Source organism: Micromonospora sp. TSRI0369 (assembly GCF_001905625.1).
GTDB lineage: Bacteria > Actinomycetota > Actinomycetes > Mycobacteriales > Micromonosporaceae > Micromonospora > Micromonospora echinospora_A.
The window spans coordinates 859,782-880,459 of sequence record NZ_LIVU01000001.1; the positions used below are offsets into that span (position 1 = coordinate 859,782).

At 72.5% G+C, this 20,678-nt stretch carries 19 protein-coding genes; 11 read left to right on the forward strand and 8 right to left on the reverse strand.

What is annotated here, in order from left to right; genetic code table 11:
• Positions 1 to 10: 10 nt before the first annotated feature.
• From purL to purS, 3 genes are all read right to left on the reverse strand, one after another.
• The gene (gene purL, locus AMK25_RS04255; protein WP_073826747.1) at positions 11 to 2,704 is read right to left on the reverse strand and encodes a phosphoribosylformylglycinamidine synthase subunit PurL; all 2,694 of its coding nucleotides are present in this window, start codon (positions 2,702 to 2,704) and stop codon (positions 11 to 13) included.
• Between the two features lie 64 nt (positions 2,705 to 2,768).
• On the reverse strand, positions 2,769 to 3,452 hold the full coding sequence (gene purQ / locus AMK25_RS04260) for a phosphoribosylformylglycinamidine synthase subunit PurQ (protein ID WP_073826750.1): 684 nt from the start codon (positions 3,450 to 3,452) through the stop codon (positions 2,769 to 2,771).
• On the reverse strand, positions 3,449 to 3,712 hold the full coding sequence (gene purS / locus AMK25_RS04265) for a phosphoribosylformylglycinamidine synthase subunit PurS (protein ID WP_013473439.1): 264 nt from the start codon (positions 3,710 to 3,712) through the stop codon (positions 3,449 to 3,451). The genes purQ and purS overlap by 4 nt, the downstream gene beginning before the upstream one ends.
• Before the next feature lie 468 nt (positions 3,713 to 4,180).
• Here purS and AMK25_RS04270 point away from each other — a divergent pair, with 468 nt between their 5' ends.
• Together AMK25_RS04270 and AMK25_RS04275 are read left to right on the forward strand one after the other, a co-directional pair.
• The gene (locus AMK25_RS04270; protein WP_073826753.1) at positions 4,181 to 4,864 is read left to right on the forward strand and encodes a S1 family peptidase; all 684 of its coding nucleotides are present in this window, start codon (positions 4,181 to 4,183) and stop codon (positions 4,862 to 4,864) included.
• A 12-nt stretch (positions 4,865 to 4,876) separates the two neighbouring features.
• Complete coding sequence (locus tag AMK25_RS04275; protein WP_198937429.1) at positions 4,877 to 5,452, forward strand: YbjQ family protein; 576 nt, start codon at positions 4,877 to 4,879, stop codon at positions 5,450 to 5,452.
• A 104-nt stretch (positions 5,453 to 5,556) separates the two neighbouring features.
• Here AMK25_RS04275 and purB read toward each other — a convergent pair whose 3' ends face one another.
• The 4 genes from purB to AMK25_RS04295 all read right to left on the reverse strand — a co-directional run bounded on the left by purB (position 5,557) and on the right by AMK25_RS04295 (position 10,931).
• A complete protein-coding gene (gene purB / locus AMK25_RS04280) occupies positions 5,557 to 6,981 on the reverse strand; it encodes an adenylosuccinate lyase (protein ID WP_073826756.1) in 1,425 nt (474 codons plus the stop codon).
• A gap of 98 nt (positions 6,982 to 7,079) precedes the next feature.
• Positions 7,080 to 9,002 carry a hypothetical protein gene (locus tag AMK25_RS04285; RefSeq protein ID WP_073826759.1) on the reverse strand — a complete coding sequence of 641 codons (1,923 nt, stop codon included), beginning with the start codon at positions 9,000 to 9,002 and terminating at the stop codon, positions 7,080 to 7,082.
• Positions 8,999 to 9,514 (reverse strand): SigE family RNA polymerase sigma factor, encoded by a 516-nt coding sequence (locus AMK25_RS04290; RefSeq protein ID WP_073826762.1) that lies wholly within the window; start codon positions 9,512 to 9,514, stop codon positions 8,999 to 9,001. The genes AMK25_RS04285 and AMK25_RS04290 overlap by 4 nt, the downstream gene beginning before the upstream one ends.
• 124 nt (positions 9,515 to 9,638) lie before the next feature.
• On the reverse strand, positions 9,639 to 10,931 hold the full coding sequence (locus tag AMK25_RS04295) for an acetyl-CoA C-acetyltransferase (protein ID WP_073826765.1): 1,293 nt from the start codon (positions 10,929 to 10,931) through the stop codon (positions 9,639 to 9,641).
• Between the two features lie 55 nt (positions 10,932 to 10,986).
• On the opposite strand from AMK25_RS04295, the gene AMK25_RS04300 reads away from it, so the two are divergent.
• From AMK25_RS04300 to AMK25_RS04330, 7 genes are all read left to right on the forward strand, one after another.
• Positions 10,987 to 12,345, forward strand: coding sequence for a 3-oxoacyl-ACP reductase (locus AMK25_RS04300; RefSeq protein ID WP_073826768.1), 1,359 nt, complete (start codon positions 10,987 to 10,989; stop codon positions 12,343 to 12,345).
• 224 nt (positions 12,346 to 12,569) lie between these two features.
• A complete protein-coding gene (locus AMK25_RS04305; RefSeq protein WP_073826771.1) occupies positions 12,570 to 13,418 on the forward strand; it encodes a MaoC/PaaZ C-terminal domain-containing protein in 849 nt (282 codons plus the stop codon).
• An 80-nt stretch (positions 13,419 to 13,498) separates the two neighbouring features.
• Positions 13,499 to 14,257: an NUDIX hydrolase gene (locus AMK25_RS04310; RefSeq protein ID WP_198937430.1), complete on the forward strand. Its 759-nt coding sequence runs from the start codon at positions 13,499 to 13,501 to the stop codon at positions 14,255 to 14,257.
• A complete protein-coding gene (locus AMK25_RS04315; RefSeq protein WP_073826774.1) occupies positions 14,254 to 15,237 on the forward strand; it encodes a serine/threonine protein kinase in 984 nt (327 codons plus the stop codon). Before AMK25_RS04310 ends, AMK25_RS04315 begins: the two co-directional genes overlap by 4 nt.
• Positions 15,238 to 15,247: 10 nt before the next feature.
• On the forward strand, positions 15,248 to 16,207 hold the full coding sequence (locus AMK25_RS04320; RefSeq protein WP_073826777.1) for a hypothetical protein: 960 nt from the start codon (positions 15,248 to 15,250) through the stop codon (positions 16,205 to 16,207).
• Positions 16,204 to 17,463, forward strand: a complete 1,260-nt coding sequence (locus AMK25_RS04325; protein ID WP_073826780.1) for an adenylosuccinate synthetase — start codon at positions 16,204 to 16,206, stop codon at positions 17,461 to 17,463. Before AMK25_RS04320 ends, AMK25_RS04325 begins: the two co-directional genes overlap by 4 nt.
• Positions 17,464 to 17,487: 24 nt before the next feature.
• Positions 17,488 to 18,111: a DedA family protein gene (locus AMK25_RS04330; RefSeq protein ID WP_073826783.1), complete on the forward strand. Its 624-nt coding sequence runs from the start codon at positions 17,488 to 17,490 to the stop codon at positions 18,109 to 18,111.
• A 45-nt stretch (positions 18,112 to 18,156) separates the two neighbouring features.
• Here the strand turns inward: AMK25_RS04330 and AMK25_RS04335 are convergent, their stop codons facing one another.
• On the reverse strand, positions 18,157 to 18,795 hold the full coding sequence (locus AMK25_RS04335) for a TetR/AcrR family transcriptional regulator (protein WP_192900169.1): 639 nt from the start codon (positions 18,793 to 18,795) through the stop codon (positions 18,157 to 18,159).
• A gap of 78 nt (positions 18,796 to 18,873) precedes the next feature.
• On the opposite strand from AMK25_RS04335, the gene AMK25_RS04340 reads away from it, so the two are divergent.
• The gene (locus AMK25_RS04340) at positions 18,874 to 19,326 is read left to right on the forward strand and encodes an SCP2 sterol-binding domain-containing protein (protein ID WP_030500577.1); all 453 of its coding nucleotides are present in this window, start codon (positions 18,874 to 18,876) and stop codon (positions 19,324 to 19,326) included.
• A 1-nt stretch (position 19,327) separates the two neighbouring features.
• Entirely contained in the window at positions 19,328 to 20,542 is a 1,215-nt protein-coding gene (locus AMK25_RS04345) for an acyl-CoA dehydrogenase family protein (protein WP_073826788.1), read from the forward strand.
• The last annotated feature ends 136 nt before the right edge of the window (positions 20,543 to 20,678 follow it).

Consider the following 20,678-nt stretch of genomic DNA (forward strand, 5'->3'; position numbering starts at 1 on the left):
GGCCCGGGCCTCAGCGCTGGTCCGGCGCCGGCTCACCGGGAGCCGGGCCGTCGGACCCGTCCTGTGCCGGGTTCGTGTCGGCGGCCGGCGCGGTCTCGTCCCGCGCCTCTGCGGCGGGCTCCGCCGCAGCGGGTACGCCGGAGTCGGCCTCCGACGCGGCCGGAGCGGAGTCGGTCTCGACCGGCGCGGGCGCCCCGGCCGACGAGTCGTCGGTGCCCGCCTCGGCGATCGGCTCGGAGACGACCTCGGCCGGGTCCACACCGATCGGCTGCTCGGCGGTGGCCGGGAGCACGGTGGTGGTCCCGGTACGGGTGGCCGCCACCTCCACCCGCGCCGCCTCGGCCGCGCCGAACAGGCGCGGCAGCGTGCCGGTGTGCGCCTCGCGCAGCTCGTCCAGGCCGATCCGGAACTGGCCGTGCACCTCCAGCGCGCTGGAGGCCGGGTCGGTGACGCCGATGAACTCCCACGGCACGCCGCGCTCGGCGCAGAGGGCGGTGAACGCCTTCTCGTGCCCGCGCGGCACCGACACCAGCGCCCGTCCGGCGGACTCGCTGAACAGGAAGACGAACGGCATCGAGCCACCGGCGAAGTGCTCCGGCACGACCACCCGGGCGCCGACGCCCTGGCGCAGCGCCGACTCGACAAGGCTCTGCGCCAGGCCGCCGTCGGAGAGGTCGTGCGCCGAGCTGAGGTGCCCGACGCGGGCCGCCTCGGCCAGCAGCTCGGCGAGCTGACGCTCGCGGGCCAGGTCGACCTGCGGCGGGATGCCGCCCAGGTGCTCGTGGGTCACCCAGGCCCACTCCGAGCCGGACAGCTCGACGTGCGTCTCGCCCAGCAGGAAGAGCTGGTCGTGGTCACCGGCCGCCCGGGGCACGAAGCCCATCGGCACCCGGTTCGCCACGTCGTCGAGCACGCCGAGCACGCCGACCACCGGGGTCGGGTGGATGGCCGCGGCACCGGTCTGGTTGTAGAAGCTGACGTTGCCGCCGGTCACCGGGATGCCCAGCTCCAGGCAGCCGTCCGCCAGGCCGCGCACGGCCTCGGCGAACTGCCACATCACGCCCGGGTCCTCCGGCGAGCCGAAGTTCAGGCAGTTGGTCACGGCGATCGGCTTCGCGCCGGTCACCGCCACGTTCCGGTACGCCTCGGCCAGCGCCAGCTTCGTGCCGTGGTACGGGTCGAGGCGGGCGTACCGGCCGTTGCCGTCGACGGAGAGCGCGACGCCGAGGCCGCTGCGCTCGTCGATCCGGATCACGCCGGAGTCCTCCGGCTGGGCGAGCACGGTGTTGCCGAGCACGTAGCGGTCGTACTGCTCGGTGACCCAGGTCTTGTCGGCCAGGTTCGGCGACGCGATCATCCGCAGCACGGTCTCCCGGAGCGCCTCCGGGGTGTTCGGCCGGGGCAGCGTCTCGGCGCGGTCGGCCTGGAGCAGGATCAGGTCGGCCGGCTCGCGCATCGGCCGGGCGTAGACCGGGCCGTCGTCGACGAGCGAGCCCGGCGGCACGTCCACCACCAGCTGGTCGCGCCAGGTGACGACCAGGCGGCCCGGCCGGCCGTCCGGGGACGGCGCGGTGACCTCGCCGATGGCGGTGGCCCAGACGCCCCACTTCTCGGCGGTCTTGAGCACCGCGTCGAGCTTGTCCGGGGAGACGACGAGCAGCATCCGCTCCTGGGACTCGCTGGCCAGGATCTCGTGCGGCTCCATCGACGGCTCGCGCAGCGGCACGCGCTCCAGCCACACCCGCATGCCGGTGCCGGCCGAGGCGGCGGTCTCGGTGAGGGCGCAGGTCAGACCGGCGCCGCCGAGGTCCTGGATGCCGACGACCAGTTCGGCGTCGTACAGCTCCAGGCACGCCTCGATCAGCAGCTTCTCCATGAACGGGTCGCCGACCTGCACGGACGGGCGGCGCTGCTCGCTGCCCTCGTCGAAGGTGGCGCTGGCCAGCACGGACACGCCGCCGATGCCGTCGCGGCCGGTCTTGGCGCCCATCAGCACCACGATGTTGCCCGGGCCGGTGGCGTCCTTCTTCTGCAGCCGGTCGACCGGCAGCACGCCCAGGCAGAGTGCGTTGACCAGCGGGTTGCCCTGGTAGCAGGGGTCGAAGACGACCTCGCCGCCGATGTTGGGCAGGCCGAGGCAGTTGCCGTAGCCACCGACGCCGGCGACCACGCCGGGCAGCACCCGGGCGGTGTCCGGGTGGTCGGCCGCGCCGAAGCGCAGCGGGTCCATCACTGCGACCGGGCGGGCGCCCATGGCGAGGATGTCGCGGACGATGCCGCCGACGCCGGTCGCCGCGCCCTGGTACGGCTCGACGAAGCTCGGGTGGTTGTGCGACTCGACCTTGAAGGTCACCGCCAGCTCGTCGGAGACCTGGACCACGCCGGCGTTCTCCCCGATACCGGCGAGCAGCCGGTCGCTCGGCGGGGCCTTCTCACCGAACTGGCGCAGGTGCACCTTGCTCGACTTGTAGGAGCAGTGCTCGCTCCACATGATCGAGTACATGGCCAGCTCGGCCTGGGTGGGCCGGCGGCCGAGGATGTGCCGGATCCGGTCGTACTCGTCGTCGCGGAGGCCCAGCTCGGCGTACGGCTGAAGCTCTTCCGGCGTCTCGGCGGCCCGGGGGACGGTGTCCACGCCCGGCGCCCACTCGTCGGTCGGGCCGCCCTGCGGCTCCCGCAGGGCCGGCTCCGGATGGGTGGTCATGATGTCTCCTTGTTGCGCTCGCCGCCGGTGCGGCGGATGAGCCGACCGATGATCACGGCCACCATCACGCCGGCGCTCCCACCAGGTGCTTGAGCACCGAGGTGAAGAAGCCGAGGCCGTCCAGGGACGGGCCGGTGAGCGCCTCCACCGCGTGCTCGGGGTGCGGCATGATGCCGACCACGTTGCCGGCCTCGTTGGTGATCGCGGCGATGTCGCGCAGCGATCCGTTGGGGTTGCCGCCGACGTAGCGGGCGACGACGCGGCCCTCGCCCTCCAGCCGGTCGAGCGTCGCGGAGTCGGCGACGTAGCAGCCCTCGCCGTTCTTGACCGGGACGAGCACCTCCTGGCCCGGCTGGAACGCGTTGGTCCAGGCGGTGCCGGTGCCCTCGATGCGCAGGACCTGGTCCCGGTTGCGGAAGTGCAGGTGCTGGTTGCGGGTGAGCGCGCCGGGCAGCAGGTGCGCCTCGCAGAGGATCTGGAAGCCGTTGCAGATGCCGAGCACCGGCAGGCCGCCGCGGGCAGCCTGGACGATCGTCTCCATCACCGGGGCGAACCGGGCGATGGCGCCGCAGCGCAGGTAGTCACCGTAGGAGAAGCCACCGGGCAGGACGACGGCGTCCACCCCGTGCAGGTCCGGGTCGCCGTGCCAGAGCCGGACCGCCTCGGCGCCGGCGATCCGCACGGCCCGGGCCGCGTCCCCGTCGTCGAGCGAGCCGGGGAAGGTCACCACACCGACCCGGGCGGTCACGACTGCGCGCCCGCGGTCTCGTCGGCGGTGACCACGCGGACGGTGAAGTCCTCGATGACCGGGTTGGCCAGCAGCTTGTCGGCGATCTCGCGGGCCCGGTCCAGGTCCGGTTCGCCGGTGAACTCGATCTCGATCCGCCTGCCGATCCGAACCGAGGCGACGTCACTGACGCCGAGCCGGGGCAGCGCGTTCGCGACGGCCTGGCCCTGCGGATCGAGGATCTCGGGCTTGAGCATGACGTCGACTACGACGCGAGGCACGGGGCACTCCTGACTGTGTACGCAGTTGGGTGCCGGCCCACTATCGGGCGAGCGCAGCCAGCCTACCTGGCAGATACCGCCCGGCCCGAACCGGCCGGGGGCACTTCCGGCAGTGCTCGGCGGGACCGGCGACGCCGGCCGGACACCGTTGCCCGTTCGTTGCGGCGTCGATGCGAATTCGTTGCGCTCGGTGCCTGTGGGTGACCCTCCGCACCCCCTCCTAGCAGGCATTCTGCCGCGAAACGCCCCAGCTTGGACAGGTATCCGACAGCACGTCGGCGCGGCGCGCGGCGGACGTCACGCCATCGGCATTGTTCGATTCATCTCTTGTGACACCGCATGACACACCCGTAGCATGCATCGTCAGATGTCGATGCACTCGATCGACGCCTCTCGCCGGCTCACCCCACCCGGCGGGTGTCACCCCCTGCCCGGCAACCCCGGGCGTCGCGCAGAAGGAGCCCCGACATGCGCCTCCGTCCCCTGCTCGCCGTGCTGACCACCGCGCTGGCCGGTGTCCTGGCCACCGCCTCCGGCGCCACCGCCGCGCCGGCCGGCCCGCAGCCGATCATCGGTGGCGGCACCGTCTCGTCCGCCCCGTGGGCCGCCGCCGTCTTCAGCAACGGCTCGTTCACCTGCTCCGGCAGCGTGATCGCGCCCCAGTGGGTGCTCACCGCCCGGCACTGCGTCAGCGGCACCATGTCCGTGCGGGTCGGCAGCGTCTACTACGCCTCGGGCGGCGTCACCCGCACCGTGAGCGCCTCCTACACCCGCTACGACCTGGCCCTGCTGCGCCTGTCCAGCACGGTCAGCACCTCCGCCGTGTCGCTGGCCACCAGCAACCCGCCGGTCGGCTCCACCAACACCATCTACGGCTGGGGCATGACCTGCTACAGCGGCTGCGGCGCGTCGCCCCAGCTCAAGACCGCCACCGTCCAGGTGACCAGCACCAGCGTCACCGACGCGTACGGCGGCCAGGCGATCCGGAGCACCCGGATCAACGGCAACGCGTGGCGGGGCGACTCGGGCGGCCCGCAGTTCTACAACGGCCGGCAGGTGGGCGTCGCCTCCACCGCCAACGGCACCACCATCCAGAACTACGGCAGTGTCGCGTACAACCGGTCCTGGATCACCTCGACGGCCGGTGTCTGACGGTTGATGCCGATGCGGCGCGGATCGGCCGGGAGCAGCCCGGCCGTCCGCGCCGCGTCGTTTTTCAGCATGCGATCAGCTGAACACGGCTCCCGAACCACCCGGCCGGGGACTGACAGCATCGGAAACGTGCTGGTCGTGACGACGGATCAACTGCCTGGCTACGAGATCCGCCAGATCCTCGGCGAAGTGGTCTCGTCGATGGCGAGGACCCGCAACCCGTACCGCGAGGGGGTCAAGAACCTGCGCGGTGGCGCCTACGACCCGCTGGCGCCGGACAACCTGACGCGGTGGCGTACCGACTCGGTGGCCCGGCTCGGCGAGGAGGCCCGCCGCCTCGGCGCGAACGCGGTGATCGGCATGCGCTTCGACAGCCGCGACTGCGGCGAGATGTGGATGGAGATCTGCGCGTACGGCACGGCGGTGATCGTCGCGCCCAAGATGCCGGACGTCATGCCGCCGGACCAGCCGGCGATCGCGGCCGAGACCGCCCACGAGCCGGAGATCGCCTCCGCGCCCGGCGGCATCGCCGAACCCGCGAGCGCCCCCAACCTGAGTTCCGCAGCCGAAACCCCCACCGGCACCTGACCGCCCTCGCCTGCCGCGCCTTGCCGCGTCGATCATGAAGTTGACGGCAGGAATGATCTCCCTGAGTGCCGCCAACTTCATGATCGCCGGGGAAAGGGCCTGGGTCAGAGGATGGGGGGCGGGGAGTAGGTCGCGGCCTGCGGGTGGGTCTGCACGACACCGGTGATCCTTGCGGTCACGCGGTTGACCTGGTCGGCGGCGGCGCCGACGAAGGCGTTGCGGTCGGCCACCAGGGTGTCGATCTCGGCCCTGGTGAGGCCCAGCCGGCCGTCGGCGGCCAGGCGGTCGAACAGGTCGTTCTCGGCCGCGCCCTTCTCCCGCATGGCCAGCGCCACGGCGACCGCGTGCTCCTTGATCACCTCGTGCGCGACCTCGCGGCCGACACCCCGGCGTACGGCTGCCACCAGGATCTTCGTGGTGGCGAGGAACGGCAGGAAGCGCTCCAGCTCCCGGTTGATCACCGCCGGGTACGGGCCGAACTCGTCCAGCACAGTCAGGAACGTCTGGAACAGGCCGTCGGCGGCGAAGAACGCATCAGGCAGCGCCACCCGGCGCACCACCGAGCAGGAGACGTCACCCTCGTTCCACTGGTCACCGGCCAGCTCGCCGACCATCGACAGGTAACCCCGGATGATCACCGCGAAGCCGTTCACCCGCTCCGACGAGCGGGTGTTCATCTTGTGCGGCATGGCGCTGGAGCCGACCTGGCCCGGCTTGAAGCCCTCGGTGACCAACTCCTGCCCGACCATCAGCCGGATCGTGGTGGCCAGCGACGACGGCGCGGCGGCCACCTGGGCCAACGCGGAGAGCACGTCGAAGTCCAGCGAACGCGGGTAGACCTGGCCGACGCTGTCCAGCACCCGGCTGAAGCCCAGGTGCCCGGCCACCCGGCGCTCCAGCTCGGCCACCTTCTCGGCATCGCCGTCGAACAGGTCGAGCTGGTCGGCGGCGGTGCCCACCGGCCCCTTGATCCCCCGCAGCGGGTAGCGACCGATCAGGTCCTCCAGCCGCTCGTACGCGATCAGCAGCTCCTCCGCGGCGGACGCGAAGCGCTTGCCGAGCGTGGTGGCCTGCGCGGCGACGTTGTGCGACCGGCCGGTCATCACCAGCGCCGAGTACTCGCCCGCGTGCCAGCCGAGCCGGACCAGCGTGGCGACCACCCGGTCCCGGATCAGCTCCAGCGAGGCACGGATCTGGAGCTGCTCGACGTTCTCGGTGAGATCGCGGGAGGTCATCCCCTTGTGCACGTGCTCGTGCCCGGCGAGCGCGCTGAACTCCTCGATCCGAGCCTTCACGTCGTGCCGGGTGACCCGCTCCCGCGCCGCGATCGAGGCCAGGTCGACGTCGTCGACCACCCGCTCGTACGCCTCGACCACGCCGTCCGGCACCGGCACGCCGAGATCACGCTGGGCCTTGAGCACCGCCAGCCAGAGCCGGCGCTCCATCCGGACCTTCTCCTCCGGCGACCAGAGGGCGACCAGTTCGGGCGAGGCGTACCGGTTGGCGAGCACGTTCGGGATCGTCGTCACGGCCCTCATTCTCGCGTACGGGCGCGTGAGGCCACCGGTCGGCCCGCTGGTGGCGGGCGCCCCGGGCCGGTCGGGCCCGGGGCGTCCGTCTTCTCCGCTCAGGGCAACAGGTTGATCAGATCCGGGTGAGCGGCAAGCGCCGTGACCTGCTCCAGGGTGAGCGGCGGGGTCGCGCCGCCCTTGACGCCCTTCGGCCAGCGGCGCCCGAATTCTCCGTCCGTCGGCATGTCCGAGGCGGCACCGGTGTTGGGCCGGTTGTCGATCACCACCTCGACCGTGCCGCGATCGGGTCGCTGGACAAACACGCTGTAGACCACTGATTCCGCAGTGCGGGAGACGATCGTGACGACCCGGTTCCCGTCCGGGCGGGTCGACTCGGCGCACTCGCCGTCATGCGCGTGCCCTCGGTGCATCGCGGGCGGGAGCGCTCCGACCGTGGCGCAGCTCAGCACCAGCGCCGCGCGGCGCTCCACGATGATCTCCCCGTCGCCGGCCAGCCCGCCTCGCTGCACCATGAAGTTGTACGACAGGAGAGTCGCGCCGTTGGGCCCGTCGCCCCCTCCGCGGAAGGGCAGCAGATAGATCATTCCGTCCGGTGAGACGGCGTCGAGCGCGGCGGTGGCTGCCGTCCACGCTGCGCCGTCGTAGTACCACCCGATCGGACTGTGGACCTGGGTGGTGGCGGCTCCCGCCGGTGGCCGTGGTGCCAGCACGAGCGTCGGATCCCGGGCCACCTCGATCGCCTGCTCCATCGAGAGCGCAGGCTTGTCCTGGCCGAGAGAAAGTCGGACCAGCGTGCCGTCCGGGCGGAGCGACTCGATGAGGTAGTTGTTGCTTCCCGCCGGCCTTGCCGAGTCGGGGCGCGAGCCGAAACCGGTGAGCGTCCGCCGGGCCCGCAGGCGCTCGCCGCCCGGGAACTCGGTCACCGCGCAGTGGCGGGCGGCGAGAGTGGCGGTCGGGCAGGGCGGGGCGACCGACCAGGCGGCCTCCCCGTCGCGCACCAGTTGGAGGGTGACCCCTCCGGCCCGGTTGCCGACCCGGAACGTGGCGGCATCCAGAACCGGGGTGTCGACGTTCAGCCGGCCCTTGGGCTCGAACCCGACCGGGGTCGGGCTGCTCTCGCCGCCCCACTTTGTCGTCCACGTGAAGTCGGCCGCCTGCCGACGCAGGGCGTTTGTCAGCGCCGCGTCGAGACGCGCCGCGTCCGCGGCGGTGCCCGCGACAGTGGTGACGGTGGAGGTGGCCGCCGGTGTGGGGGACGGCTCCGGCGCGAGAACGACGGCCCGGTCGACCACGACCGGGATCAACTGCCCGACGGCGACCGGGAGCTTGTCCTCGGCGGTGACGGTCCTGATGTTCAGGTGCAGAAAAGTGCCGTCCCGACGCAGTGCTGTCACGCCGGCGCTCTCTGTCCGGCTCGGCATCTGATCCCGGAGCTGCGGTGGCACCTCCTGCTCCCAGACCGACCGGTGGTACCTGATCTTCTCGCCGTCCGGACCCGTCTGCTCGCCGCACTCGACGGCGTTCTTGGAACATCCGCGAGCCGCCTCAGCCTGCCAGCTCTTCGCGCCGTCAGGAGTGATCTGCAAGCTCGCGGTCAGGTCCACTCCGTCCGCCCGGAAGCTGCCGTTTCCTCGGTAGCCGAGGGAGCCGGGCCGGCCCATGACGTCGGAGGCCCACGCGGGGGTGTCGATCACCGGCCCGTCCTTCACCGCCCAGGCCAGGCGCGGCACCGCGCGGGTCAGGGCCGCGATCACCGCAGCGTCGATCCGGTCGAGGTCCTGATCGCTGCCGGGGAGCGTCGTGACGGCCGGTACCGGTTTGGCCGGCTGGGCGTGCGGCTTGCCGATGAGCGTGGTGGTGCCGACCAGCACTGCCGCCACCACAGCGGCGACCGCCGTCGTACCGGCCCCGATCCGCATCCGCCGGGCCCGGCGCTGTCCGCTGATCACCCGGTCGACGTCCACTGTGGAGACCGGCGGCTCGCCGATCAGGTCGTCGAACAACTGCCGGTACGTCATGACAGCTCCCCTCGGGTCGACGGGATGCCACCCAGCAGCAGGCGCAACGCCTCCAGGCCGCGTGCGGACTGGCTCTTGACGGTGCCGGCGCTGATGCCCATGACGTCGGCGGTCTCCTCGACCGACAAGTCGCAGTAGTAGCGCAGGACCAGCACGGCGCGCCGCCGGGGCGGCAGCTGACCGAGCAGGGCGAGCAGCATGTCGCGTTCGGCGAGCGTGGGCTCCGGCAGGATCATGTCGGCGGTCTCCGGCACCGTGTCGGTGCTGTGCTCGCGCCGCCAGGGCCGCCGCCGCTCGTCCAGCCAGGCGTTGGTGAGCATTCCGCGCACGTACGCGTCGACGTTCTCCGCGGCGCGGACCCGGCGCCAGTGCCGGTAGAGCTTGCCGATCGTGATGGAGACCAGGTCGTCGGCGGTGTGCCACTCGCGGCACAGGAGGTACGCGGTGCGGCGCAACGACTCCAGCCGGGCGGTGACGAACTGCCGGTACTCGTCTTCCTCGGCCCGGTTCACGTCCCGGAGCCTCTCGTACGCCTCATGCCCAGGTGACGCGGCCGAACTGCCGTCGGGTTGCTCGGGGCACCGACAGAACGTGAAGCAGGGCTGCGGCCGGGACCGCAGCCCTGCTCCGAAGCCGTCAGCGCTCCAGGATGGCTGTCACGCCCTGCCCACCGGCCGCGCAGATGGAGATCAGGCCGCGTCCGCTCCCCTTCTGGTCGAGCAGCTTGGCCAGCGTGGCGACGATCCGGCCGCCGGTGGCGGCGAACGGGTGGCCGGCCGCCAGCGAGGAGCCGTTGACGTTCAGCTTCTCCCGGTCGATCGAGCCGAGCGGCGCGTCCAGGCCGAGGCGCTCCTTGCAGAACTCCGGCGACTCCCAGGCGGCGAGAGTGGCCAGCACCTGCGAGGCGAACGCCTCGTGGATCTCGTAGTAGTCGAAGTCCTGGAGGCTGAGCCCGGCGCGGGCCAGCATCCGGGGCACGGCGTACGCGGGGGCCATCAGCAGGCCCTCGTCGCCGTGCACGAAGTCGACGGCGGCGGTCTCGGACCAGGAGAACCAGGCGAGCACCGGCAGGTTGTGCGCCTTGGCCCACTCCTCGGAGGCGAGCAGCACCGTCGACGCGCCGTCGGTGAGCGGCGAGGAGTTGCCGGCGGTCATGGTGGCCCGCTCGGCGTCCGCCCCGGAGGCGCCGAAGACCGGCTTGAGCGAGCCGAGCTTCTCCAGGCTGGTGTCCGGCCGGAGGTTCTGGTCGCGGGTCAGCCCCAGGTAGGGGGTCATCAGGTCGTCGAAGAACCCCTTGTCGTACGCGGCCGCGAGCCGCTGGTGCGAGCGCAGCGCGAGTTCGTCCTGCGCGGCCCGGTCGACGTTCCAGCGCAGCGCGGTGCGGGCCGCGTGCTCACCCATGGACAGTCCGGTACGCGGCTCGGCGTTGCGCGGGATGTCCGGCTTGAACGGCTGGTGCGGGCGCAGCTTCGCCGCGATCTTGAGCCGTTCGCCGAGCGTACGGGCGGAGTTGAGCTGGAGCAGGGTGCGCCGCATGTCCTCGTTGACGGCGAGCGGCGCGTCCGAGGTGGTGTCGACGCCACCGGCGATGCCGACCTCGATCTGCCCGAGCGCGATCTTGTTGGCGACCAGGATGGCGGCCTCCAGGCCGGTGCCGCAGGCCTGCTGGATGTCGTACGCGGGGGTGTGCGGGTCGAGCCGGGAGCCGAGCACCACCTCGCGGGTGAGGTTGAAGTCGCGGGAGTGCTTGAGCACCGCGCCGGCCACCACCTCGCCGACCCGCTCGCCGGCCAGCCCGAACCGGGCGACCAGCCCGTCGAGCGCCGCGCCCAGCATGTCGGAGTTCGACGCGTGCGCGTAGCGCGAGTTGGACCGGGCGAAGGGGATGCGGTTGCCCCCGATGACCGCGACCCGCCGGACACTCTGCACGATCGGCCTCCCTCGAAACTGTTGCCCCAACCCTACTCGCCAGTAGGCTACGCCTATGACCGACAGGTACGCGAGCTTCGTCCAGACGGGGGCCGGTCGCGCGCTGGTCAAGCGCCTCGGGCTGCCCGACCCGCCCCGACTGCGCCGGCACACGCCGGGCGACCCGCTCGTTCCCGGGCCGGTCCTGCTCGGCTCCTCGGCCGGTGGCCGGATCGCCGAGCCGGCCGGGAAGATCCTGACCGCCGCCGGGGTCGAGCTGGCCGAACCGGTCGCCGCCCACGACGCCGACCGCCGCTTCGCGGCCCTGGTGTACGACGCCAGCGGCATCACCGACTCCACCGGGCTGCGCCAGCTGTACGACTTCTTCCACCCGCAGGCCCGCTCGCTGGTGCCGAGCGGCCGGGTGATCGTGCTGGGCACACCGCCGGCCGAGTGCGGTTCCCCTCGGGAGGCTACCGCCCAGCGCGCGCTGGAGGGCCTGACCCGCAGCATCGGCAAGGAGTTCGGCAGGGGCGTCACCGCCCAACTGGTCTACGTGACCCGCGAGGGTGATGCCGGTACTCCGGTGAGCCTGGAGTCCACGCTCCGGTTCCTGCTCTCCGGCCGGTCCGCGTACGTCTCGGGCCAGGTGATCCGGGTCGGCGCCGGCACCGCCGTCGCGCCGGCCGACTGGGACCGGCCGCTGGACGGGCAGGTGGTGCTGGTGACCGGCGCGGCGCGGGGCATCGGCGCGGCGCTGGCGAAGGTGCTGGCCCGCGACGGGGCGCAGGTGGTGGCGCTGGACATCCCGGCGGCCGGGGACGAGCTGGCCGCCGTCGCCAACGACATCGGCGGCAGCGCGGTGCAGCTCGACCTGACCGCGCCTGATGCGCCGACCCGGCTGGCGGAGCATCTGGCGTCGCGGCACGGGCGGGTCGACGTGGTGGTGCACAACGCGGGCATCACCCGTGACAAGACGCTGGGCCGGATGGACGCCGACCGGTGGGACTCGGTGATCGACGTGAACCTGTCCAGTCAGGAGCGCATCAACGACGTGCTGCTGGAGCGCGACCTGATCCCGGCCGGCGGCCGGATCGTCTCGGTCTCCTCGATCGCCGGTATCGCCGGCAACCGGGGGCAGACCAACTACGCCACCAGCAAGGCCGGCGTGATCGGTCTTGTCGACTCGCTCTCCCCGGTGCTGCGCGAGCGCGGGATCAGCCTGAACGCCGTGGCGCCGGGCTTCATCGAGACCCGGCTGACCGCGCGTATCCCGCTGACCATCCGCGAGGCGGGCCGCCGGATGAACAGCATGGCCCAGGGCGGCCTGCCGGTGGACGTGGCCGAGACGATCGGCTGGCTCTCCTGGCCGGCAAGCGGCGCGGTCAGCGGCAACGTGGTCCGGGTCTGCGGCCAGAGCCTGCTGGGGGCGTGATGGCACCCCGTGACCACGAGGACGACGACCTGACCCTGCACGACCTGATCGAGGGCCCCACCCGGGACCTCACGGCGGCCCGAGCCGCCGCCCTCGCCCGAACCAACGCCGCCGCCCGCCCGACCTCCGACGATCATGAAGTAGACGGCACTTCTGGAGATCCACAAGGCAGCCAACCTCATGATCAACGGGGTGAAGGGGTGGGGCCGGAGGGGCGGCGGCGGATGGAGTTGGACGGGCTGCCTGCCAGTGGGGCGCTTTATCGGCGTGCGCTGCTGGGAGCGGTGCCCGGGGTTGGAGGGCGGCGCGGCGGGGACGTGCCGGGGGTCGAACTCGCCGTTGGCGGGGTCACTGTGGATCAGCGGGATCTGGCGGACTACGACCGGGTGTGCGGGTTCCGGCTGACCGACCGGCTGCCGGCGACGTACCTGCACGTGCTCGGGTTTCCGCTGTCGCTGCGGCTGATGACGAGCCCGGGCTTCCCGATCCCGCTCACCGGTGTGGTGCACGTGGCCAACCGGATCACCGTGCGCCGGCCGGTCGAGGTCGGCGAGACGGTCGACTTCCACACGTACGCGGAGAACCTGCGCCCGCACGAGCGGGGCCGCCAGCTCGACGTGGTGCTGATCGGCTCGATCGGCGGCGAGGAGGTCTGGCGCGGCGTGTCCACGTACCTCGGGAAGGAGCGCGCGTCCGGCGGCGGCCCGCGGCGCGACCGGGGTGACCGCCCGGCACCGCCGGCCTTCTCCGCCCAGTGGCGGGTGATGCCCCGCGTGGGTACTGACTACGCGCGCGTCTCCGGCGACCACAACCCGATCCACACCTCGAAGCTGGGCGCGCGGCTGTTCGGCTTCCCGCGCCCGATCGCGCACGGCATGTGGAGCAAGGCCCGCTGCCTGGCCGCGCTGGAGCCCCGCCTGCCCGAGGCGTACACGGTGGACGTTGCGTTCAAGCTGCCGGTGCCGTTGCCGTCCACTGTCGCGTTCAGTGCCTCGCCGGCCGGCGACGGCTGGGACTTCGCGCTGCACAGCGCCCGGGACGGGAGACCGCATCTGACCGGTTCCGTGCGCTGAGCGAAAGAGGGGACTTGCCGTCCCCTCTTTTCGGCGCTAAGTTGTTCTCAGATTGAGTTGTTCTCAACCTGAGAGAGTGAGTGGCCGTGAACGAGCAGGACTTCCTCGCCGGATACGACCCCCGGGACTACCCGGCGGTCGCGGTCACCGTCGACGTGGTCGCGCTGACCATCCGCGAGGGCGCGCTGCACCTGCTGCTGATCCGCCGGGGCGCGCCGCCCTACGAGGGGCACTGGGCGCTGCCCGGCGGCTTCGTCCAGCCGGACGAGGACCTGACCACCGGCGCCCGGCGCGAGCTGGCCGAGGAGACCGGCCTCGGCGGCGAGCGGCTGCGCCGGGTACACCTGGAACAGCTCGGCAGCTACGGCGCGCCGGACCGCGACCCGCGCATGCGGGTGGTCTCGGTCGCGCACCTGGCGTTCGCCCCCGACCTGCCCGACCCGGTCGCCGACACCGACGCCGACGAGGCGATCTGGCTGCCGGTGACCGCGCTGACCAGCCGGCAGCTCGCCTTCGACCACGCCCGGATCATCGACGACGGGCTGGAGCGGGCCCGCTCCAAGCTGGAGTACACGCCGCTGGCCACCCGCTTCCTCGCCCCCGAGTTCACCATCACCGAGCTGCGCGAGGTCTACGAGACGGTCTGGGGCCACCCGCTGCACGCCGGCAACTTCCACCGCAAGGTGCTCTCGGTGCCCGGCTTCGTGGAGAGCACCGGCGCCAGCACCGAACGCGGCGGCGCGCGCGGCGGCCCCCGGGCCAAGCTCTACCGCGCCGGAGACGCCCGGCTGCTGCACCCGGCGCTGCTGCGCCCCGCCCGGGAGGAGACGGTGCGGTGAGGACCGAAGAGGCGATCCGGGTGGTCACCGCCGCGCGTACCGACACCGACCTGTTCGGCGCGGACGAGCCGGCCCGCCGCTACCGGGAGCTGGTCGGCGCGCTGCACCCCGACCGGCTGGGCGCGGCCGACCCCGGGGTACGCGCTGCCGCCGCCGACGCGCTGATCACCGTCACCACGCGCTGGCGCACCCCGGCTCCCGCGTACACCGGCGACATCGCCACCCTGCACGAACGTAAGGAAGGGCCCCCTGTTAACGCCTCCGGTAGAGGAAGGGCCCCTTCTTATCACCTGGCGAAGGTGGCCCGGCACCCCGGCGACAACGACCTGATGGCCCGCGAGGCCCGCGCGTTGCGCCGGATCGCCGAACGGGGCGACGCCAAGCACCTCGCGTACGTGCCGAGGCTGGTCGACTCCTACCCGGCGCGCGACCCGTCGACCGGAGTGCAACGGCAGGTGAACGAGCTGGCCACCGTACCCGGGCTGCACAGCCTGGACGACGTGCGCCGCGCGTACCCCGACGGGCTGGAACCGCGCGACGCGGCCTGGATGTGGCGGCGGCTGCTCGTGGCGCTCGGCCTGGCCCACCGGGCCGGCGTGGTGCACGGCGCGGTCCTGCCCCGGCACGTGCTGATCGAGCCTGACGCGCACGGCCTGGTGCTCGTCGACTGGTGCTTCTCGGCCGAGCCGGGCGGGCTCGTGCCGGCGCTGGTACCCGGCCACGAGGACTGGTATCCGCCGGAGGTCGCCGCGAAGCGGCAGTGCGGCCCGGGCACCGACATCGCGCTCGCCGCCCGCTGCATGACCTGGCTGATGGGCGACCGCGCGCCGCGCGAGCTGCGGGCCTTCGCCGACGGCTGCCAGGGCAGCGCGCTCGCCACCCGGCCCGACGACGCCTGGCGGCTGCTGCGCGAACTCGACGAGGTGCTGCACCGGCTGTACGGGCCGCGCACCTTCCGACCCTTCACCCTCAACCCCTAGGGAGGCTGCCATGGGCAGTGGAATCTGGTCCACCGACGTGTACGACGCCGCCGACCGCTACCGGCGCCGCACCGGCAAGAGCGCGTTCTCGTACAGCGACAGCGGCGCCCGCAAGGTGCACCCGGCGCTCGACCCGCGCGACGCGCTGCGGGAGAGCCGCGACTCCGCCGAGCACCCGCAGTCGACGCCGATCGCCGTGCTGTTCGACGTCACCGGCTCGATGGGACACGTGCCCCGGGTGCTGCAGAGCAAGCTGCCGCAGCTGCTCGGCCTGCTGCTGCGCCAGGGGTACGCGAAGGACCCGCAGGTCATGTTCGGCGCGATCGGCGACGCCACCTGCGACCGGGTGCCGTTGCAGATCGGGCAGTTCGAATCCGACAACCGGATGGACGACGACCTCGGCCGGATCGTGCTGGAAGGCGGCGGAGGCGGCCAGATGATGGAGTCGTACGAGCTGGCGCTCTACTTCATGGCCCGGCACACCACCACCGACAGCTGGGACAAGCGCGGCCGGCGCGGCTACCTGTTCATCATCGGCGACGAGCTGGCGTACCCGGGGGTCAAGGCCGCGGAGGTGGCCCGGCTGATCGGCGACGACCTGCGCGAGGACATGCCGGTCCGGCAGATGGTGGACGAGGTGACCGCGCGCTGGGACACCTACTACCTGCTCCCGGCCGGCAGCCACTACGCGGGCAACCGCAAGGTGCTGGACTTCTGGCGCGGCCTGCTCGGGCAGAACGCGGTCGAGCTGGACGACCTGGACGCGGTCTGCGAGACGATCGCGCTCACCGTCGGCCTCGGCGAGCAGGCCATCGACCTGGACGCCGGGCTGCGCGACCTGGACCGGGCCGGCTCCACCGCCACCCGGACCGTCTCGAAGGCCCTCGCCCGGCTCGGCTCCGAGCGACGCGCGGTGGCGACGCTGCCGTTCAGCCCGGCCGACGGCGGAAGCGGGGTCACCCGGCTGTGAACCACGTGATGGTGGTCGACCTCGGCTACGGCGACGCCGGCAAGGGCACAGTGGTGGACCTGCTCTGCGCCACTCGGCAGGTGCACACGGTCATCCGCTTCAACGGGGGCGCGCAGGCGGCGCACAACGTCGTGCTGCGCGACGGGCGGCACCACACGTTCGCGCAGTTCGGCTCCGGGACGTTCCGTCCGGGCGTACGGACGCACCTGGCGCGGCACGTCGTGGTGGACCCGCTGGCGCTGGCCGCCGAGGCCGACCACCTCGAGTCGGTCGGCGTGCCAGACGCGCTCGACCGTCTGACTGTGGACGGGGAGGCGCTGCTCGCCACCCCGTACCACCGGGCCGCCAACCGCGCCCGGGAGATCGCCCGGGGAGCCGACCGGCACGGCTCCTGCGGGCTCGGGGTGGGCGAGGCCGTCGCGTACGGTCTCGCCCACCCCGACGAGGCGCCCCGGGTGGCGGACTGCCGCCGCCCGGCGGTGCTGCGCCGCCGGCTGGCCGCGCTGCGCGACCGGCTCACCGCCGAGCTGGGACCACTGGACGCGCCGCCGGTCCAGGACTGCCTGCCCGCGTACGCGGCCTTCGCGCGCCGGGTGGCGATCGTCGACCGGACCTGGCTCGCCGGCGCCCTACGCGAGGGCACCTGCGTGTTCGAGGGCGCCCAGGGGGTGCTGCTGGACGAGTGGCACGGCTTCCACCCGTACACGACGTGGAGCACCACGACGTTCGCCAACGCCGAGACGCTGCTCGCCGAGGCGGGCCTGGCCGGGACCGCGCAGCGGCTCGGCGTGCTGCGCACGACCACCACGCGGCACGGCCCCGGGCCGCTGGTCACCGAGGACGCGGCGCTGCCGTTCACCGACCGGCACAACGGGACGAACCCCTGGCAGGGCCGGTTCCGGTTCGGGCACTTCGACGCTGTCGCCCACCGGTACGCGCTGGAGGTGGCAGGCGGGGTGGACGGGTTGGCGCTGACCCACCTCGACCTGGCCGGCCCGGAGCTGCGGATCTGCCGCCGGTACGAGGGCCTGGACCGGCTCGTCCCCGGGCCGGCCGGTGACCTGGACCGGCAGGCGACGCTCACGCAGCGGCTGCTGCGGGCGCGGCCGGTGCTTGGCGAGTCACCGGCCGACTGGTCGGCGGCGGTCTCGGAGGCGCTGGGGGCGCCGGTGGTGCTCACCTCGCACGGGCCCACCGCCGAGGAGAAGGAAGGGCCCCTTGTTAACGCCTTTTGTATGGGAAGGGCCCCTGCTTAACACCGCACCCCCGAGCATGGGTGCATGGGGGACGTGCTCGACCTGCTGCACCACACGGTGACCTCGCCGTGGGTGTATCTGCTGATCATCGCGGTCACCGCGATCGACGCGTTCTTCCCGGCGGTGCCCGGCGAGACGGTGGTGATCACGGCCGGGGTCTTCGCGGCGGGCGGGGAGCCGAACCTGGTGCTGGTGATCGTGACCGCCGCGTTCGGCGCGCTCGTCGGCGATCACATCTCGTACGCGATCGGGCGCGGCGGCGGCGCGCACCGGCTCGCCCGCCTCCCCGCGGACAGCCGGCGGCGGGCCAGCTCCGAGTGGGCCCGCCGGGCCGTCGACAGGCGCGGCGGGATGATCCTGACCACCGCACGGTACGTCCCCGGCGGCCGTACCGCCGTCACGCTGACCATGGGCGCGGTCCGCTACCCGGCGCGGATGTTCCTGCTCTACGACTCGCTGGCCTGCGTGACCTGGGGAATCTACTGCGCGCTGCTCGGCTACTTCGGCGGCCTGGCGTTCGAGCACAACCCCGTCTCCGGGCTCCTCGCCGGGGTCGCCATCTCGCTCGCGGTCACCGGCCTGTTCGAGGCCGCCCGGTGGGGTCGGCGCAGGGCACATGCCCGGGCGGCCGCTCGGCGCGACTGTTAACAAGGGCCCCTTCCTCTACCGGAGGCGTTAAGAAGGGGCCCTTCCTTACACAGCGCCGGGGTGCCAGGTGACGCCGCGCAACAGTTGGTCGGCGCCGAGCCAGGCCACGTTCATCATCCGGGTCGCGGTCTTGCCGGCGTCGGCCTCCGGGTGGTCGGCCAGCCAGTCGGCGAGCGACTCGGAGGCGCCGACGAGCGCGTACGCGACCACCTCCAGGTCGGTGGCGCCGACCTCCCGTCCGGCGGCGCGCAGCGCGTGGTCGAGCATCCCGGCTACCACCTCGACCAGCCGTCCCCGCATGGCGGCGAGTTCGACGGCGAACGGCTGCGAGCCGCGGGCCTGCCGGTAGAGCACGGCCCAGCCGTCCCGGTGCGCGCCGACGAAGCCGAAGAACGCGCGCAGTCCGCGCCAGAGCCGCTCGTCGGCGGGCAGGTCGGGGGCGGCGGCCCCGGCGATGGCCTCCATCATCCGGGTGCTCTCCCGGTGCAGGCAGGCGACGAAGAGCTCTTCCTTGGTGCCGAGGTAGGCGTAGACCATCGGTTTGGAGATGCCGGCGTCGTCGGCGATCTCGTCCATGCTGGCGGCGTGGAAGCCGCGGCGGGAGAACACCTTCACCGCCGCGTCGAGCATCTGCTGCTCGCGTACGGCGCGGGGAAGGCGCTTGAAGGTCGGCGTGCTGGACACCCTTGCGAGCATACCTACCCGTGCGTAAGGTTACGCCAGAGTAACCAAGTCGGACCCGCCCGAGAGGTGCAATCCCTTATGACTGACTTCGACCCCGCCAACTTCGCGAACGTCGGCCCGAAGGAGTTCGCGCAGCTGGTCAAGTCCACCCCGGACGCCAAGATCGCCGAGATCATGTCCGGCGAGTCGCGCGGCAAGATCCTCAGCGAGGTCTTCAACCGGATGCCCGCGCTGTTCCGCGCCGACCGTGCCGGCGCCACCAACGCGGTCATCCACTGGAACATCACCGGCCGCCCGGACGGTGGCACCGACACCTACGAGGTCGTCATCGAGAACGGCACCTGCACCGCCTCGGAGACCCCGACCCGCGACCCGAAGCTGAGCCTCACCATGGGCCCGGTCGAATTCCTGAAGATCATCACCGGCGCCGCCAACCCGGTGATGATGTTCATGACCGGCAAGCTGAAGGCCAAGGGCGACCTGGGCCTGGCCGCCAACATCGCCAACCTGTTCGACATCCCCAAGGCCTGACATGGCCGAGTTCTCGCTAGACCTGAACGAGGAACAGCGGGATCTACGCGACTGGGTGCACGGCTTCGCAGCCGAGGTCGTGCGCCCGGCCGCGGCCGAGTGGGACGCCCGGGAGGAGACCCCGTGGCCGATCATCCAGGAAGCGGCGAAGGTCGGCCTGTACGGCTTCGAGTTCCTCGCCACCTGCTGGGCCGACCCCACCGGCCTCTCCCTGCCGATCGCCAGCGAGGAACTCTTCTGGGGTGACGCCGGCATCGGCCTGAGCATCTTCGGCACCTCGCTCGCGGTCGCCGCGATCTACGGCGCCGGCACCCCCGACCAGCTCGTCGAATGGGTGCCGCAGTGCTTCGGCGACGTCGACTCCCCGGCCGTCGCCGCGTTCTGCACGAGCGAGCCGGAAGCCGGGTCCGACGTCGGGTCGATGCGTACCCGCGCCGTCTACGACGAGGCCACCGACGAGTGGGTGCTCAACGGGCAGAAGGCGTACGCCACGAACGGCGGCATCGCCGGAGTGCACGTGGTCACCGCCTCGATCGACCCCGAGCTGGGCTCGCGCGGGCAGGCCGCGTTCGTCGTACCCCCGGGCACCTCCGGTCTGACCGCCACCCGCAAGCTGCGCAAGCTCGGGCTGCGCGCCTCGCACACCGCGGACGTCTTCCTCGACGACGTCCGGGTGCCGGGCCGCTGCCTGCTCGGCGGCAAGGACGCGCTCGACGAGCGCCTGGCCCGCGCCCGGTCCGGCCAGCGCGCCTCCGGCCAGGCGGCGATGCGGACGTTCGAACTGTCCCGTCCGACAGTCGGCGCGCAGGCGCTCGGCGTGGCCCGCGCCGCCTACGAGTACGCCCTGGACTACGCCAAGGAGCGGGTCCAGTTCGGACGGCCGATCATCGCCAACCAGGCGGTCGCGTTCGCGCTCGCCGACATGAAGATGGAGATCGACGCGGCCCGGCTCCTGGTCTGGCGCGCCTCCTGGATGGGCCGCAACAACCGGCCGTTCACCGCCGGCGAGGGCTCGATGTCCAAGCTCAAGGCCGGCGAGGTGGCCGTCTCGGTGACCGACAAGGCGGTCCAGCTCCTCGGCGGCGCAGGCTTCCTGCGCGACCACCCGGTCGAGCGGTGGTACCGCGACGCCAAGATCTACACCATCTTCGAGGGCACCTCCGAGATCCAGCGGCTGGTCATCTCCCGGGCCATCTCCGGGATGCAGATCCGCTGACCGCCGGCGGCACGCCGCCCGGCCCGTGACGACAGGCAGTGCCGTCGCGGGCCGGGCGCCCCCGCCTGGCCGACCCGCGATCGGGCGCAAGATCACGCAAAACCGGACGGCCGACCCGTCCGGAGCCTGGTCGACG